Source organism: Psychrobacter maritimus, assembly GCF_029953575.1.
GTDB classification, from domain to species: Bacteria; Pseudomonadota; Gammaproteobacteria; order Pseudomonadales; family Moraxellaceae; genus Psychrobacter; species Psychrobacter maritimus.
In genome coordinates, this window is the sequence record NZ_CP124526.1 from 1607592 (window position 1) to 1622365 (window position 14774).

The following is a 14774-nucleotide window of genomic DNA, read 5'->3' on the forward strand; positions in this document are numbered from 1 at the left end:
CTTTTACAAACCTCTTCTAATAGAAATTTATAAGATTTTTAAGTAGGGACTAAAAGCAGTATTAGATCGATCAAGACGCAGCATATTAATAATCACAAGGAAGTGAGAGCAGCATGGGCAATCAAGAGTTTGATTTACATATTATCGGTGGCGGTATCATTGGCTTATGCGCTGCTGTAACTCTGCAAGCTCGTGGAGTGCAAGTTGCCATCCTAGAAGCTGATAACGTCGCTTGCGGGGCCTCTTATGGCAATGCTGGTCATATTGCCACCGAGCAGGTCTTTCCTATTGCTGATGCAAATATATTGCAACATGTACCAGCCATGTTATTAAACCCTGAAGGACCGCTACGCATAGACTGGCGCTACCTACCACGCTTAATGCCATGGGCTTTTAAGCTGCTATTAAATATGCGCCCAGAACCTTTTGCTCATAGCCATCAAGCCCTATTAGCTCTCAATACTCAAAGCCTACAAGCTTGGCAGAATTTCGCCGACAAATGGCAACTAACATCATGGATTAAGGTGAAAGGGTCTTTATTAACGGTCGAAAAGAACACTAGCCTGTACGAATTAAAAGCGCATGGTAAGCGCCTTAACGATATTGGGGTGCCTAACGAACTGCTCTCTCAAACAGCGCTCTTAAATCTTGAGCCTGAGTTAAAAGATAACCAGCTGGGTGCTTTGTTTTTCCCAGAGACCGGGCATATCACTAATCTAGAAGCCATTGCTCAAAAACTAAGTGATACATTCAGAGAGCTTGGTGGTCAAGTCTTTGAAAACTGCCGTGTTTTGGATGCGAAAGTGACAGCCGATGGCTTCACTTTAACGACGGCCAACCAACAAATTAATGCCAAAAAAGTCATGCTAGCGGCAGGCGCGCATTCTAAAGCTTTAGCCAAACAGTTAACGGGCGTCTCAGTCCCTCTCGATACGGAACGTGGTTATCACTTCATGCTCCCTAACGAGACCACACGCTTAAACCTACCCGTTTCGAGTATGGATCGTCGATTTATAATGACACCCATGGACACAGGATTACGCTTAGCAGGCACAGTAGAATATGCAGGGCTCGAGGCTCCGGCAAATATGATCCGAGCGCAAATGTTGCTCAAACAAGCACAAGCAATGCTAAAAACCCCGCTTGATAGTAAAAATGGCACGCAGTGGATGGGTTTTAGACCCTCGACCGCCGACTCGCTGCCCATTATCGACAAGTGCGGTTCCGTCCTTTTAAATTTTGGCCACCAACACTTAGGATTGACCCAGGCCGTCGTCAGTGCCGAGATGATCACGGCTTTATATTTCGATGAAACTCCCGTTATAGACCCCACTTCTTATCGTTTAAATCGTTTTAAATAATTAAGACCTTACTTCTATGATCATTCATAGAATCTTCACTGTCGCTATTGGCATGCTGCCTACTAACGACTTTTATCATTAAATAAGGATATTTATATGAACATTCATGGCGTTTTAGTCCCTATCGTTACCCCTTTTGATGCCAATGGTGATATTGATACGCAAACTCTAACCAAACTAGTCAATGTCTTTATAGAAAAAGGCGTCACCGGTATCGTAGCCTGTGGTACCACTGGCGAATACTATACTTTTTCACCTGAAGAGCGCGAGCTCGTCCTGAGTACTATTGCTGATACTGCCAAGGGGAAAGTCACTTTAATCGCTGGTATTAACAGCCTTTCGACTAATCATTCCATTGAGCTGGCACATCAAGCAAAAGCGCTGGGCTACGATGGTTTAATGCTATCAGCCAATCCTTATAGCCTTCCAGATCAAGAAGGTATTATCGCTCATTTCGAAAAAGTCGCTAATGCGACAGACCTGCCTATCATTATGTACAACTTTCCCGCGCGCGTAGGTGTGAGCATTGAATTTGAAACGGTCGCTCATCTAGCCAAACACCCAAATATCGCAGGCATTAAAGAAAGTAGTGGCGATTTCAGCCATGCGCTGCGCCTGCTACAAGCAAAATTTGACAATTTCGAAGTAGTTTGTGGTTGTGATGATCAACCGGTTGACTTCTTCTTTTGGGGTGCAAAAAGTTGGATCGCAGGTGCGGCTAACGTTTTCCCTGGTGAACAGGTTGCTCTATTTGAAGCGACACAACAAAACGATTGGAATCGTGCTAAAGAGCTGATGACTCACATGTATCCTGCGATCCATTCTATGGAGTCTGGCAACTATAATCAAAAAGCTAAAGCCGGATGCATCAACGGTACCATCGATGTCGGATCTGTACGTATACCATTGACTCCTATGTCAGATGAAGATACCCAAACGTTCTTAACGCTATTGTCATAGTCGTTAAGCTGCCTTCGTATCGACAATACCACTTTATATAAAAGGACAGTCTAATGAGTATGACCACAGCGCAAGTATTCGAACTCTCAAAAAAACAACAACTTTGGGCAGGCCATCTTATAGCCGCTGAGCAGGTCTCAGACGATACACTGCCTAACCATAGTCCTATCGACAATAACTGTATCGGTAGTATTGCTAAAGGCAATCATCAGGATGTTGACCTTGCGGTGATTGCAGCTCGTAATGCTTTTGATAATGGAGAATGGCGTCGGATGTCGCCTGCAGAGCGCAAAGTTGTAATGCAGCGCTGGTGCCAGTTAATGCATGAAAACATTGATGAGCTTGCAGCCTTAGATTGTGTCGATGCAGGCAAGCCAATCACAGAATGCCTCAACACCGATCTACCCGCTACGATCGAAACCTTTGAATGGTACGCCGAAACTGCTGATAAAGTATTTGGTAAGGTCGCACCTACTGGATCTGATGCACTAGGGCTTATCGTACAAGAGCCAATTGGAGTGGTTGGCGCAGTATTACCTTGGAACTTCCCTGCACAAATGTACGCTTGGAAGGTCGCGCCAGCGCTAATAACCGGAAATTCAGTGATTGTTAAGCCTGCCGAACTAACGTCACTATCAGCTTATCGCTTGACGCAATTAGCGTATGAAGCCGGTGTACCAAAAGCGGCCTTACAGCTGATTTGCGGCCTTGGTGAAGAAGTCGGCGCGGCACTCGGGCAGCACATGGATGTCGATATGATTTCCTTCACCGGCTCTACCGAAGTCGGTCGATTATTTCTGCAATATTCTGCGCAAAGCAACCTAAAAGAAGTCGTCTTAGAGTGTGGTGGTAAGAGTCCACAAGTGGTGTTTGCCGATGCCCTCATCAATGAGCAAACCGTTGAGCATATTTTGTCAGCGGCTTTTTGGAATATGAGCGAAAACTGTAGCTGTGGCTCACGATTGATAGTGCACTCTAGCCAAAAGGAAGCTTTATTGAGCCTACTACAAGAAGGTCTCAAGTCATGGAAAGTAGGCCTTCCCTATGACCCTGAAGTCGCTATTGGTCCTATGATCGAAAAGGCACATTTCGATAAGGTAGTTTCCTATCTTGATACTGCTAAAGCCGAAGGTGCTGATTTAGTTGCAGGCGGGCGTATTCATGAGGAAATTGGCAGTGGTTGGTATATCGAACCGACCATTTTTGATAATGTCAGCGCAGACATGACCTTGTTCAAGGAAGAAGTATTTGGTCCAATTCTCGCTATCACCAGCTTTGAGACTGAAGAAGAAGCCATCACGCTTGCTAATCAAAGTAGCTATGGCCTAGCTGCGTCTTTTTATACTCAAAACATCCACCGTGCTTTCCGTGTCGCAGCCGCTATAAAAGCAGGTACCGTCTCGATTAATGGCTTTTCAGAAGGAGATATTACGACACCTTTTGGTGGCTACAAACAATCTGGCTTCGGCGGGCGTGACAATGGCCTTGAGGCACTATCTCAATACACTCAAACTAAAACTATCTGGTTGGTAAATTAAGCAAGGACGTCCCCCAAGAACTAATGTCAGCGTAGCCAAAAACATTACAAGGAAGTAAAGTTATGGAAAACATCATTAATACCATCGTCGGGTATATTTGGAGCGACGCGCTGGTCTATCTTGCGTTAGGCGTCGGTATCTATTTTACTATCATGACCCGCGCTGTGCAGATTCGCTATTTTAAAGAGATGATCAAGCTGTTATTCGATAAACAAACCTCATCAGCAGGGGTTAGCTCGTTTCAGGCCTTCTGTATGGCCCTATCCGGACGTATCGGTGTCGGTAATATTGCAGGGGTCGCAACGGCTATAGCAGCTGGTGGCCCTGGGGCGGTATTTTGGATGATCGTCATGGGAGTTTTAGGCGGCGCCAGTGCCTTTATTGAATCTACTTTGGCACAGGTTTATAAGCATAAGGTAGACGACCAATATCGAGGCGGCTCACCGTTTTATATTGAAAAAGGTCTCAAGTTAAAGCCTTTTGCTATCGTCGTTGCTGTCGTGACTTGTCTCTCTTATGGTGTGTTAGTGCCTGGGGTTCAGGCAAATACTATTGCTGATTCTTTTAGTACCGCATTTAATATCCCTCCATTCGTGACTGGTATCCTAATTGTCGTACTGCTAGGCATCATCATATTTGGTGGCGTCAAGCGTATCGCTAGTTTCGCTGGCAAAGTGGTTCCGGTCATGGCCATTGGCTACATTGTTATGATGGTCATTGTGTTGGCCTTTAATGCTCACAATATTCCTTCTATGTTTGCGCTCATCTTCAAAAGTGCCTTTGGTATGGATGCTGTATTCGGTGGCATGGTCGGTACTGCTATCTCATGGGGCGTACGTCGCGCTGTATTCTCTAATGTCGCGGGAGCTGGAGAAGCTACTTTTAGCTCAGCCGCAGCAGAAGTTTCTCACCCTGCTAAGCAAGGATTGGTACAGAGCTTTTCTATCTACATTGATACCGTACTCGTTTGTACCGCTACCGCTTTGATGATTCTATCAACCGGAATGTATAACGTAACTACCCCAGAAGGGGTGGCGCTGGTCGAGAATATGCCTGGCATTGAGGCCGGCACTGCATTTACACAAGCAGCGGTATCTACTGTTTTTAGCCAATACGGTAGTGGATTTGTCGCTATTGCTATTTTCCTGTTCGCATTCACGTGTTTGATTGCCTACTACTATATTGCCGAAACTACTTTGGTCTATTTGGATAACAAATTGCGCTACCCCATCCTTAAGCACTTACTAAAACTGATTTTTTTAATTGTTTGCTTCTCAGGCAGCGTCCAATCTGTCGGTATGATGTGGGCGCTAGGCGACATTGGCTTTGGCAGTATGTGTTACCTAAACTTTATCGCCATTTTACTCCTAAGCAAAACTGCATTAAAGGTGCTCAAAGACTACGATGCGCAGATGAAGTTAGGGGTTAACCCTATCTTTGATCCTAGAAAGGCGGGCGTGGATAATGCAGACTTCTGGATAGGCTACAGTGATGAGCATGGTCATAAATAATGGTCTTACCTATTGTTTTAAACAATAGACTGCGATATAAATTAGCCTATCAGGACTATTTCACCCACTAATTTAACGAGAAGGTTAAGGATGACTATAAATAATGACGTATTACGTGAACGCATCAGCTTATTAGGCTCATTCCTAGGAGATGCGATTTCTCGCCAGACTGGCGAAGAAACACTTAATACGATTGAAACCCTGCGTAAAGGTTTTATTCAACAACGCCGTGAGCCTAACGAAGCGAATAAGCGACAACTTATCGACTTCATCGCCTCGTTAGATAATCGAACCTTAAAAAACGTCATCCGCAGCTTTTCTATCTATTTCTTTTTAGCAAATCTAAGTGAGGAAAATTACTTACGCGAGCAGCGTCATGCCTTGCGCATGCAATCCGATCAAAGCTGGGAAGGCTCGTTTCGCCGCACCTTGCTTGAATGTCGCGAACGCAATATTGCACCTGCCCAAATGCAAGAGCTGATTGAACAGCTGAAATTTATACCTGTCTTTACCGCCCATCCTACTGAAGCGCGCCGCCGTACGACCATGAATCTATTGCAGAGTCTATTTACTCATAGCGACGCCTTAAACAATCTTACTGAACACAGTTTTGCCTATGAGCAAGCGAAAGAAAAAACGGCGCAAACGATTGATTTATTATGGTCATCGGATGAAGTGCGTACGCGTAAGCCATTAGTCTATGACGAAATAAATAATGGCCTGCATTATTTCAATGCCAGTTTATTCAATGCCATTCCAAAGGTTTATCGCAATATTAAAGACGCCATTATCGATATCTATCCAGAGCTAACAGACTACCCATTACCTGCTTTCATGAGCTTCGGCTCTTGGATCGGTGGCGACAGAGATGGTAATCCCTTTGTCACTCATGACACCACAGAGATGGCGGTATTGATGCATGCCGATACCGTGCTGCGTCATTATCAAGTACTGCTAAAAAAACTGCGCCGCGAACTTATTCATAGCGATACGATTATCAAGATTGCGCCAGACGTTTATGCTCGTATAAAAGCGTACGCCACTCTCGATCAAAAAGTATTTTATTATAATCCTGACGATTACAACAATGAGCCGTACCGCAGATTGTTATCGATTATTCTTGCCAAAATAAAAGCGACCAATCGCCACATTCAAAGCAAAGGTACAGACCTCGACGCCGCACACGATGCTTACGCCAACCCACAAGAGTTGTTAGAAGATTTACGCATCATTCGAAAAAGTGTCAATACTCATGACAAGGCTCATGGCGAAGGGCTATTACTCGATACGATTCGTCTGGTCAAAACCTGCGGCTTTCATCTAGCAGCGCTCGATATTCGCCAAGAGTCGTCTTATCATAGTGAAGTGATCGCCGATATTTTCGCAAATGCCTCGAACCTACCAGATTATCAGACCCTAGGTGAAACCGAGCGCCAAGAGTGGTTGACGCGTTTACTTGAAAAGCCTGGTACACCGCTCATTTATACCGATAATTTGACTGATAAAACCCGTGAACAATTAGCCTTGATGAACTCAGTGGCAACATTACGTAAGCTGGTCGGGCAAGATACTTTTGGTAGTTATGTGATTTCGATGACCAACAATGCCAGTCAATTATTAGAAGTCTTACTACTGATGCGTTTTGCAGGCTTATGTAAGATTGATGATGCAGGTCAGCTGTCTGCTGACTTACCCGTCGCACCCTTGTTTGAAACCATCGAAGATCTTAAAAATATCGATAAGATCTTACCTGCCGTGTTGGACAATCCGCTGTATAGAGGGTTGCTTGCGCACTCAGATAATACCCAAGAAATCATGTTAGGCTATTCAGATTCATCGAAAGATGGCGGTATTATTACGTCTGCATGGCAGCTTTATAGCGCGCAGCAAACCATTAACCGTATTGCTGCTGAATATGGTATCAAAACACGCCTGTTTCATGGGCGCGGTGGCTCTGTCAGTCGTGGCGGTGGCTCAACGCATAATGCAATTGCCGCTCAGCCCGCAGGGACACTGCATGGAGAAATTAAAGTCACTGAGCAAGGTGAAGTCCTTTATGCCAAATATGCCAACACCGATACTGCTGTATTTGAGCTTACCATGGGCATCACTGGTACGCTTAAAGCGTGCTCAACAAGATTTGTGGTGCAACCGCCTGAACTACCAAATTATGAAGCACTCTTTGCGCGTCTAGCCGATGCGGGTGAACAAAGTTATCGTACGCTTACGGACCATACCGAAGGGTTTTATCAGTTCTATTCACAAGTGACGCCAGTGCAGGAAATCTCTTTATTAAATATTGGCTCGCGCCCAGCGCACCGTAATAAAGGCCTGCCAAGTAAAACAACCTTGCGGGCGATTCCTTGGGTATTTGGTTGGTCTCTAGCGCGCTTCACTTTACCTGCTTGGTACGGCGTAGGTAGTGCTCTTCATAGCGTCAAAGAAGACGAAGCTTTAATGAGGGAGATGAACAGTTGCTGGCCATTTTTTAACGTATTTATTAGTAATATTGAAATGGCGTTTACCAAATCTGAGATGAGCATTGCTCAGGCTTATAGTCAGTTATGTGAAGATGAGGGATTACGTGAAAAGATTATGCAAGCGGTAATCGATGAGCATCATCTAACCTTCTCAGGTTTGAACTCTTTGCTTAACCAGACATCGTTATTGGCGCATCAGCAAAGCCTTGCCGCGTCACTACAATGGCGAAATGCTTATTTAGATCCGATTAATTACATCCAAATTGAGTTGTTAAAACGTGCCAGACAAAAAGACGCTACAGATAATGACGATGATCTTGCTGTTGAAGATCCATTAATCCGTAGTATCAATGCTTTGGCAGCGGGTCTACGCAATACGGGTTAATGACTGACGTGGTTGAATAATTGCTGAGAGAGTATGCATGGGTAATTACTTATGTGTACAGCTCAGCAAAGTCGTTGTCAGCGAGATGTCTTACTTTATATAAATGCAGTTCATTTGGTTGTTAGTGGACTTGGCAATTTGTTAGCGAATAATATTGTCACAGCAACCTGCTTGTTTGATATGTGCTCTCTGATAATTTTGAGGTAGTTCAACTTTGAAATCTACAGATTTATAATGATATTTAAGCAGGCGGTAAACCTTTATAAGCTCTTTGTAATAAGCCTTCTAGTTCATCGTAATTGTATTCACGAGGATTATAATAAGGGCTGTCACATACCATCCTTGCCACATCAGCGGGGCCCTCTTCAGGTAAACCGATATCTTTTAGTGCCAATTCAATACCTAGAGACTGGTTTAGACGGTAAATTGCCAAGCCAACTTCTTCACGGCTGCTGACGTCCAAAGCCTCTGCCAGTCTATCCATCGCTTCAATATCAGCGTTACGATTATAGTGTACTGAATACGCAAGCGTAATGGCATGTGCTTGCGCATGCGGTAGGTTAAAAGTGCCACCTAGGGTATGGCAGATTTTATGGTGAATGGCCATACCAACCGAACCAAGACAAACACCCGCAAGCCATGCACCATAGCTTGCTTTTTGACGGGCTGAAATATTGGTGAGCTCTTTGACAATCACAGGCAAGGAAGACTTTAATGCTTTGATAGATTCAATCGCCATCAGGCTGATGATTGGGTTTTTGTCCTTAGCATATAACGCTTCTACAGCGTGCGCCATAGCATTCATACCTGAGCAAGCTGAGATTTTAGCGGGTAATGCTTGGTTTAGCTTCGGATCATAAATCACTACCTTAGGTAGGACATGACTGTCTTTGCCAGTGGTTTTTAGATTGTTTTTGGTCAAACCATAAATGGCTGTCATCTCGCTACCAGCATAGGTAGTCGGTATGGCAACGATAGGTAAATATGTTTTCAAAGCAATTATTTTGGCAAGTCCAATTGTAGAGCCGCCGCCCAAAGCCAGACAACAATCAATATCACTCTCTTTGGCAAATTCTACTGCTTTATTCGCCACGTCAACTGGCACATGCATGACAGCATGCGGATACACGCCTGCACAGATTTCTTGTAGTTCTTTTGCCAATTTACGACCCGCTTCTTCTTGACCAGGTGTCGTAATCACTAATACCTTATGATAACCATGCTGAAGTAATATATCTTTGGTTTCAGCTGACTTTCCCACGCCAAAATGAACGTCAACTGGTAAGGCTTTATAATGAAATTCTTGCATAAAACCACCCTTTTATGAGTTCATATTAGGATTCTTAATGAGTGCAGAGTGTGCTCAAATTTGCTCACGCTTATAATCAAACCCTTCTTCATCATAAATCTGATAAGTCACCTCCAACAATATTTTTAATAGCTCTGATTTGTCAAAGTGTCTCACACTCATGACGATAGGCGAGGTTAAAAGCCCGTCCTCGAAAGGAATATAAGTCACTTCCTGACTTCGCAGATGCTCAAGCGTTTTTGGTACGATAGTCAAGCCCTCGCCTGCTGCTACCAACCCTAACGCAATATGCAGCTCACGTACCTCAGTAAAATAGTTTGCTTTTAGATTGCGTGCCTCAAACAACTCTAAGACATAGTCGATAAAACTAGGACGAGGTGCCATCGGATATAACAATAAGTTTTCATTGGTTAAATCCATTAAACGAATGCTCTTTTGCTTCTCTTGTGCCAAACGATGTTTAACAGGAACAGCTACAACTAAGCTCTCCTCTCTTAATAGTAATCGCCTAATAGAAGCGTCTTCGAATAATAACCTTCCATAACCAACATCTATTTTACCCTCTACCAAGCTTTGTGTTTGCTGCCAAGAGTTTAATTCATATAACTTAATTTCTATATTTGGATAGACCTCTCTGAAGCGCGCAATCACTTTTGGCAATATGCCATATAATATCGACGATACAAAACCTATAGAGAGTGAGTTGTCAAAATTACCCTTACGAAAAGTCATAGCACGCAGATCATCTGATTTTTTTATTATCTGCAGAGCATGATCATAAAAAAACTCGCCAGCTTCAGTAAGTTTTAAAGGGCGATTGTCCCTATCAATGAGCGTGACGCCTATCTCTTCTTCTAATTGTTTTATCTGACGGCTCAGTGGTGGTTGTGAAATAAACAAACGCTCTGCTGCCTTATTAAAACTTTTTTCCTCTGCCACCGCTACAAAATAGCGTAAATGTCTCAATTCCATTGAATGTTATTCCTTGAGTGATCTATAAGCTTATCGATACCTAAAGAACATAACATGGTGCGGGTTGGTTATCAAAATACCTAAAAGGTATTAATAATAGACTAAATGGGTCTTAGACATGTCGTTATACAGCAACTATAGTTCTTATTAAGCATAAGGAAGCAGCATTAACTTAATAGGGACTGTTATGATTCGTTCAATTAATACTTTATTGGTACCGATACCTACTATAAGAGCTCATAAGCTCGCTTGTACCGTTATGAACGAACAAGTTTTGGTGTTGGTGCACATTCAAACAGAAGATGGCTATGAAGGTTGGGGTGAAGCAACCACCATTGGCGGTCTAAGCTACGCAGAAGAAAGCCCTCATAGCATCAAGACTAATATCGACACCTACTTTACGCCTCTTTTATTAAAAGAACAGCCTACTAGCACAGCAAAAGCCATGCAGCTGCTAAGTCTTCATATCAATGGCAACCGCTTTGCAAAGTGCGCGATTGAAACTGCCCTACTCGATATCGAAGGCAAACGCCTAAACCTACCAGTAAGTGAGCTGATTGGTGGTCGTGTTCGTGACCGTATCGAAGTGGCATGGACGCTTGCCAGCGGCAATACAGCGACCGATATCGCCGAAGCTAAGCGCATGATTGAGCAAAAGCGCCATCGCATTTTTAAATTAAAAATCGGTAGCAATCCGATTATTGATGATGTTGCCCACGTATTGGCTATCAAAAAAGCGCTGCCTGATTGCCGCATTACGGTTGATGTCAACCAAGCATGGACAGAACTTGAGGCAATGCAAGGTATTAGCTTATTGCAAGCTGGCGGCGTTGATTTAATAGAGCAACCTGTCTCAATGCGCAATAAAGCCGCCCTAAAACGCTTAACCGAACATTTTGATGTGGCCATTATGGCGGATGAAATTGTCCAAGATCCTCAGAATGCTTTTACCTTAGCAGCAGATCATTGTGCTGACGTCTTTGCCGTGAAAATCAATCAAGCAGGCGGATTAAAAGCAGCATGCTTAATCGGACAAATGGCACATCTAGCAGGTATCGAGCTCTATGGTGGCACTATGCTTGAAGGTCCTATCGGTACAGCCGCATCCGCCCATGTATTCTCAACCTATCCCAGTTTAAATTTTGATACAGAACTTTTTGGTCCTTTACTATTAACCGAAGACGTTTTAGTACAGCCTCTTGATTATCAAGATTTTGGTTTAAATGTACCTATGGGCGCAGGTCTTGGTATCGAAGTAGATAGCGATAAAGTCTATCACTACGCCAATCAAGCAATCAATAATTCACTTAAATCATCGAAGCCGCAATTTGCCACTAATGCTCAAACTGAAATGCTGTAACAGCTAACAAAGTTACCCGTCATCAAATATAAGGAAATAATTATGTTATACCACGTCAGAATGGATGTCTTAATCCCAACAGATATGGACGCCGACAAGGTCAACGAGCTTAAAGCCACCGAAAAAGCATTATCACAAAAGCTCCAAGAGCAAGGTAAATGGCGTCATATTTGGCGCATAGCAGGTCAGTACTCTAACTTCAGTATCTTTGATGTTGAGAGTAATGAAGAGCTACACGACATTATGATGTCATTACCGCTCTATCCGTACATGAAGGTTGAAGTGACACCATTGTTACGTCATCCATCATCTGTTCGTAGTGATGACAGCTAAAGCAAGCCAGTACAGCTGATATCAGAATCTATAAAAACTGAGTAAGAATACTCACTGTAATTACCCCTTAATAAAACAGTCCTCAACAAGGAGAGAGACATGGAACGCAGCCAAATTGAAGCATTAGCCACTCAGTTCATCAAAGGCAAAATCGACTTCCCTGAGCAAGTCAATCCACGCGTACAAGAGATTGTCTTGCGTATCGTGACCGACCTTATGCAAACCATTAACGACTTAAAAATCACTGCCGATGAATATTGGTCTGGCGTTGAGTTTATCGGTGATTTGGGCAAAGAAGCTGGTTTATTATCACCAGGCTTGGGTTTCGATCACTTCATGGATTTAATGATTGAAGAGGATTTAAAAGCAGCCGGTCTTGACGGTGGTACTGTACGTACTATTGAAGGTCCACTCTATGTCGCTGGTGCGCCAGAAGAAAAGGGCTTTGCGCGTCTAGATGATGGCACTGACCTTGATAATGGTACCGTGCTATTTATGCAAGGCACTGTTTATGGTGAAGATGGTCAGCCTCTGCCAAACGCAAAAGTTGAAGTATGGCATGCCAACAGCTTAGGTAACTACTCTTTCTTTGATGAATCACAGTCTCATTTCAACTTACGTCGTAGCATCATCACGGATGAAAACGGAAATTATGCATTCCGCAGCATCGTGCCGCTAGGTTACTCGGTACCACCAGAAGGAATGACGCAAAAAGTATTGGGCGCGCTAGGACGTCACGGTCATCGCCCAGCTCACATTCATTTCTTTGCCAGTGCTGATGGTCATCGCAAACTGACCACGCAGATTAACATCGATGGCGATGAGTACCTATGGGATGACTTTGCTTTTGCAAGCCGCGAAGGCTTGGTACCAGAGGTAACGATGGTCGAAGATGCGGACAAGCTAAAAGAAAAAGCGCTTGATAAGCCTTACGCAAGTATCGATTTCGACTTTCATTTAGTAAAAGATATCGACCAAAACGTCCAAGGCAGTGAAGTCGAACGTCGCCGTGCTCAAGGTTAATGAGCACTCATATTAAATAGCATTCATTAATAACGATTAGCGACTTACGTTTGATATGTCCTCAGTTGTCGTATCAAACGTTAGCTTCTAATCTCATTTTATACCGTCATTATACAAGGAAGGCAGCCATGAGCGAGCGTATCAATCTAGTACCTGAAGGATCAGACATCACTATTGATGATTTTTTAGAAGAGAACAGTGAAAAAGGGATTTATCGCCTGCATCGTAGCGCCTTCACTAACGAAGAGTTGTTCGAGCTTGAGATGAAGTACATCTTTGAAAACAATTGGGTGTATTTGGCTCATGAGTCTCAAGTTCCTGATAACAACGACTACTACACCTCATACATTGGTCGTCAGCCTGTTATTCTTGCCCGCAATAAAGAAGGCGAGCTGCACTGCATGATTAACTCATGCTCACATCGTGGTGCACAGCTCTGCCGACATAAAAAAGGCAATAAAGCCACTTACACCTGCCCATTCCACGGTTGGACCTTTAACAACTCAGGTAAGCTGCTTAAAGTTAAAGACCCAAGACATGCAGGCTATCCAGAATGCTTCAATAAAGAAGGCTCACACGACCTAAAACAAGTGAAGATGGCCAATTATAAAGGCTTTATCTTTGCCAGCTTAAATGATGATGTTCAGTCACTCGAAGACTGGCTTGGCGGCTCTACCAAAATTCTTGACATGATTGTCAATCAGTCGCCAGAAGGTCTAGAAGTGTTACGCGGCACCTCAACCTATACCTTTGATGGTAACTGGAAACTGCAAGCTGAAAACGGTGCCGACGGCTATCACGTATCAGCCGTCCATTGGAACTACGCTGCGACAACTGCGCGCCGTAAAGAAGCTGAAGCTGTCAAAGAAGACAATATCAAAGCCATGAACGCTGGCAAATGGGGTCGACAAGGCGGTGGGTTTTATTCTTTTGAAAACGGTCACATGCTGTTATGGACACAATGGGAAAACCCACAAGACCGTCCAAACTATGCTTATCGCGATGACTATGTCGCCAGCTACGGTGAAGCAATGGCCGACTGGATGATTGGGCGCTCACGTAATTTATGCCTATATCCAAACGTCTACATCATGGATCAGTTCAGCTCACAAATTCGCATGCTCCGCCCTATCGCGGTTGACAAAACTGAAGTCAGTATCTGGTGTATCGCACCAAAAGGCGAAAGCGATGAGGCACGTGCACGCCGTATTCGTCAGTATGAAGATTTCTTTAACGTTACTGGTATGGCAACACCTGATGACTTAGAAGAGTTCCGCTCGTGTCAAGAAGGTTATAACGGTATCAAGCTTGAATGGAATGATATGTGCCGAGGCTCTGAGCATTGGATTCAAGGTGCAGATGAAGGCGCTGCCGCTATTGACCTCAAACCTTTGATGAGTGGTGTTAAGACTGAAGATGAAGGACTATATACCGTCCAACATCGCTACTGGCATGAAGAGATGAAAAAAGCTCTAGAGCAAGAGCAGCAGCTACACGGTGCTAATAGCGACTAATACATTTTTATTATTACTCTGCTATTTA

General features: G+C 43.8%; 11 protein-coding genes. 9 read left to right on the plus strand and 2 right to left on the minus strand.

Translation table 11 applies throughout. The features are described from left to right. Nucleotides 1-113 precede the first annotated feature (113 nt). The 5 genes from QJS82_RS06640 to ppc all read left to right on the plus strand — a co-directional run bounded on the left by QJS82_RS06640 (nucleotide 114) and on the right by ppc (nucleotide 8235). Nucleotides 114-1361 (plus strand): NAD(P)/FAD-dependent oxidoreductase, encoded by a 1248-nt coding sequence (locus QJS82_RS06640; RefSeq protein ID WP_281489966.1) that lies wholly within the window; start codon nucleotides 114-116, stop codon nucleotides 1359-1361. A 96-nt stretch (nucleotides 1362-1457) separates the two neighbouring features. Continuing rightward, nucleotides 1458-2321, plus strand: a complete 864-nt coding sequence (gene dapA, locus QJS82_RS06645) for a 4-hydroxy-tetrahydrodipicolinate synthase (protein WP_281489967.1) — start codon at nucleotides 1458-1460, stop codon at nucleotides 2319-2321. Nucleotides 2322-2374: 53 nt separating this feature from the next. After that, the gene (locus QJS82_RS06650) at nucleotides 2375-3859 is read left to right on the plus strand and encodes an aldehyde dehydrogenase (protein ID WP_281489968.1); all 1485 of its coding nucleotides are present in this window, start codon (nucleotides 2375-2377) and stop codon (nucleotides 3857-3859) included. Between the two features lie 62 nt (nucleotides 3860-3921). Next, nucleotides 3922-5370 (plus strand): alanine/glycine:cation symporter family protein, encoded by a 1449-nt coding sequence (locus tag QJS82_RS06655; protein WP_201619401.1) that lies wholly within the window; start codon nucleotides 3922-3924, stop codon nucleotides 5368-5370. A 90-nt stretch (nucleotides 5371-5460) separates the two neighbouring features. Continuing rightward, nucleotides 5461-8235: a phosphoenolpyruvate carboxylase gene (gene ppc / locus QJS82_RS06660; protein WP_281489969.1), complete on the plus strand. Its 2775-nt coding sequence runs from the start codon at nucleotides 5461-5463 to the stop codon at nucleotides 8233-8235. A gap of 241 nt (nucleotides 8236-8476) precedes the next feature. Here ppc and QJS82_RS06665 read toward each other — a convergent pair whose 3' ends face one another. Then, complete coding sequence (locus QJS82_RS06665) at nucleotides 8477-9544, minus strand: maleylacetate reductase (protein ID WP_281489970.1); 1068 nt, start codon at nucleotides 9542-9544, stop codon at nucleotides 8477-8479. Nucleotides 9545-9598: 54 nt separating this feature from the next. After that, nucleotides 9599-10483: a LysR family transcriptional regulator gene (locus tag QJS82_RS06670; RefSeq protein WP_281489971.1), complete on the minus strand. Its 885-nt coding sequence runs from the start codon at nucleotides 10481-10483 to the stop codon at nucleotides 9599-9601. A gap of 220 nt (nucleotides 10484-10703) precedes the next feature. Between QJS82_RS06670 and QJS82_RS06675 the strand changes: the two genes are divergently transcribed. The 4 genes from QJS82_RS06675 (at nucleotide 10704) to benA (ending at nucleotide 14746) form a co-directional block, all read left to right on the plus strand. Beyond that, on the plus strand, nucleotides 10704-11876 hold the full coding sequence (locus QJS82_RS06675; RefSeq protein WP_281489972.1) for a muconate/chloromuconate family cycloisomerase: 1173 nt from the start codon (nucleotides 10704-10706) through the stop codon (nucleotides 11874-11876). A gap of 42 nt (nucleotides 11877-11918) precedes the next feature. Continuing rightward, complete coding sequence (catC, locus tag QJS82_RS06680; RefSeq protein WP_011513602.1) at nucleotides 11919-12209, plus strand: muconolactone Delta-isomerase; 291 nt, start codon at nucleotides 11919-11921, stop codon at nucleotides 12207-12209. Between the two features lie 99 nt (nucleotides 12210-12308). Further along, nucleotides 12309-13232 (plus strand): catechol 1,2-dioxygenase, encoded by a 924-nt coding sequence (catA, locus tag QJS82_RS06685; protein ID WP_281489973.1) that lies wholly within the window; start codon nucleotides 12309-12311, stop codon nucleotides 13230-13232. Nucleotides 13233-13360: 128 nt separating this feature from the next. Beyond that, nucleotides 13361-14746 carry a benzoate 1,2-dioxygenase large subunit gene (benA, locus tag QJS82_RS06690; RefSeq protein ID WP_281489974.1) on the plus strand — a complete coding sequence of 462 codons (1386 nt, stop codon included), beginning with the start codon at nucleotides 13361-13363 and terminating at the stop codon, nucleotides 14744-14746. Nucleotides 14747-14774 lie beyond the last annotated feature (28 nt).

Bases quoted from the DNA above. Each gene is read 5' to 3' on its own strand.
- QJS82_RS06640 (WP_281489966.1), top strand. From the start codon at position 114: ATGGGCAATCAAGAGTTTGATTTACATATTATCGGTGGCGGTATCATT.
- dapA (WP_281489967.1), top strand. From the start codon at position 1,458: ATGAACATTCATGGCGTTTTAGTCCCTATCGTTACCCCTTTTGATGCC.
- QJS82_RS06650 (WP_281489968.1), top strand. From the start codon at position 2,375: ATGAGTATGACCACAGCGCAAGTATTCGAACTCTCAAAAAAACAACAA.
- QJS82_RS06655 (WP_201619401.1), top strand. From the start codon at position 3,922: ATGGAAAACATCATTAATACCATCGTCGGGTATATTTGGAGCGACGCG.
- ppc (WP_281489969.1), top strand. From the start codon at position 5,461: ATGACTATAAATAATGACGTATTACGTGAACGCATCAGCTTATTAGGC.
- QJS82_RS06665 (WP_281489970.1), bottom strand. From the start codon at position 9,544: ATGCAAGAATTTCATTATAAAGCCTTACCAGTTGACGTTCATTTTGGC.
- QJS82_RS06675 (WP_281489972.1), top strand. From the start codon at position 10,704: ATGATTCGTTCAATTAATACTTTATTGGTACCGATACCTACTATAAGA.
- catC (WP_011513602.1), top strand. From the start codon at position 11,919: ATGTTATACCACGTCAGAATGGATGTCTTAATCCCAACAGATATGGAC.
- catA (WP_281489973.1), top strand. From the start codon at position 12,309: ATGGAACGCAGCCAAATTGAAGCATTAGCCACTCAGTTCATCAAAGGC.
- benA (WP_281489974.1), top strand. From the start codon at position 13,361: ATGAGCGAGCGTATCAATCTAGTACCTGAAGGATCAGACATCACTATT.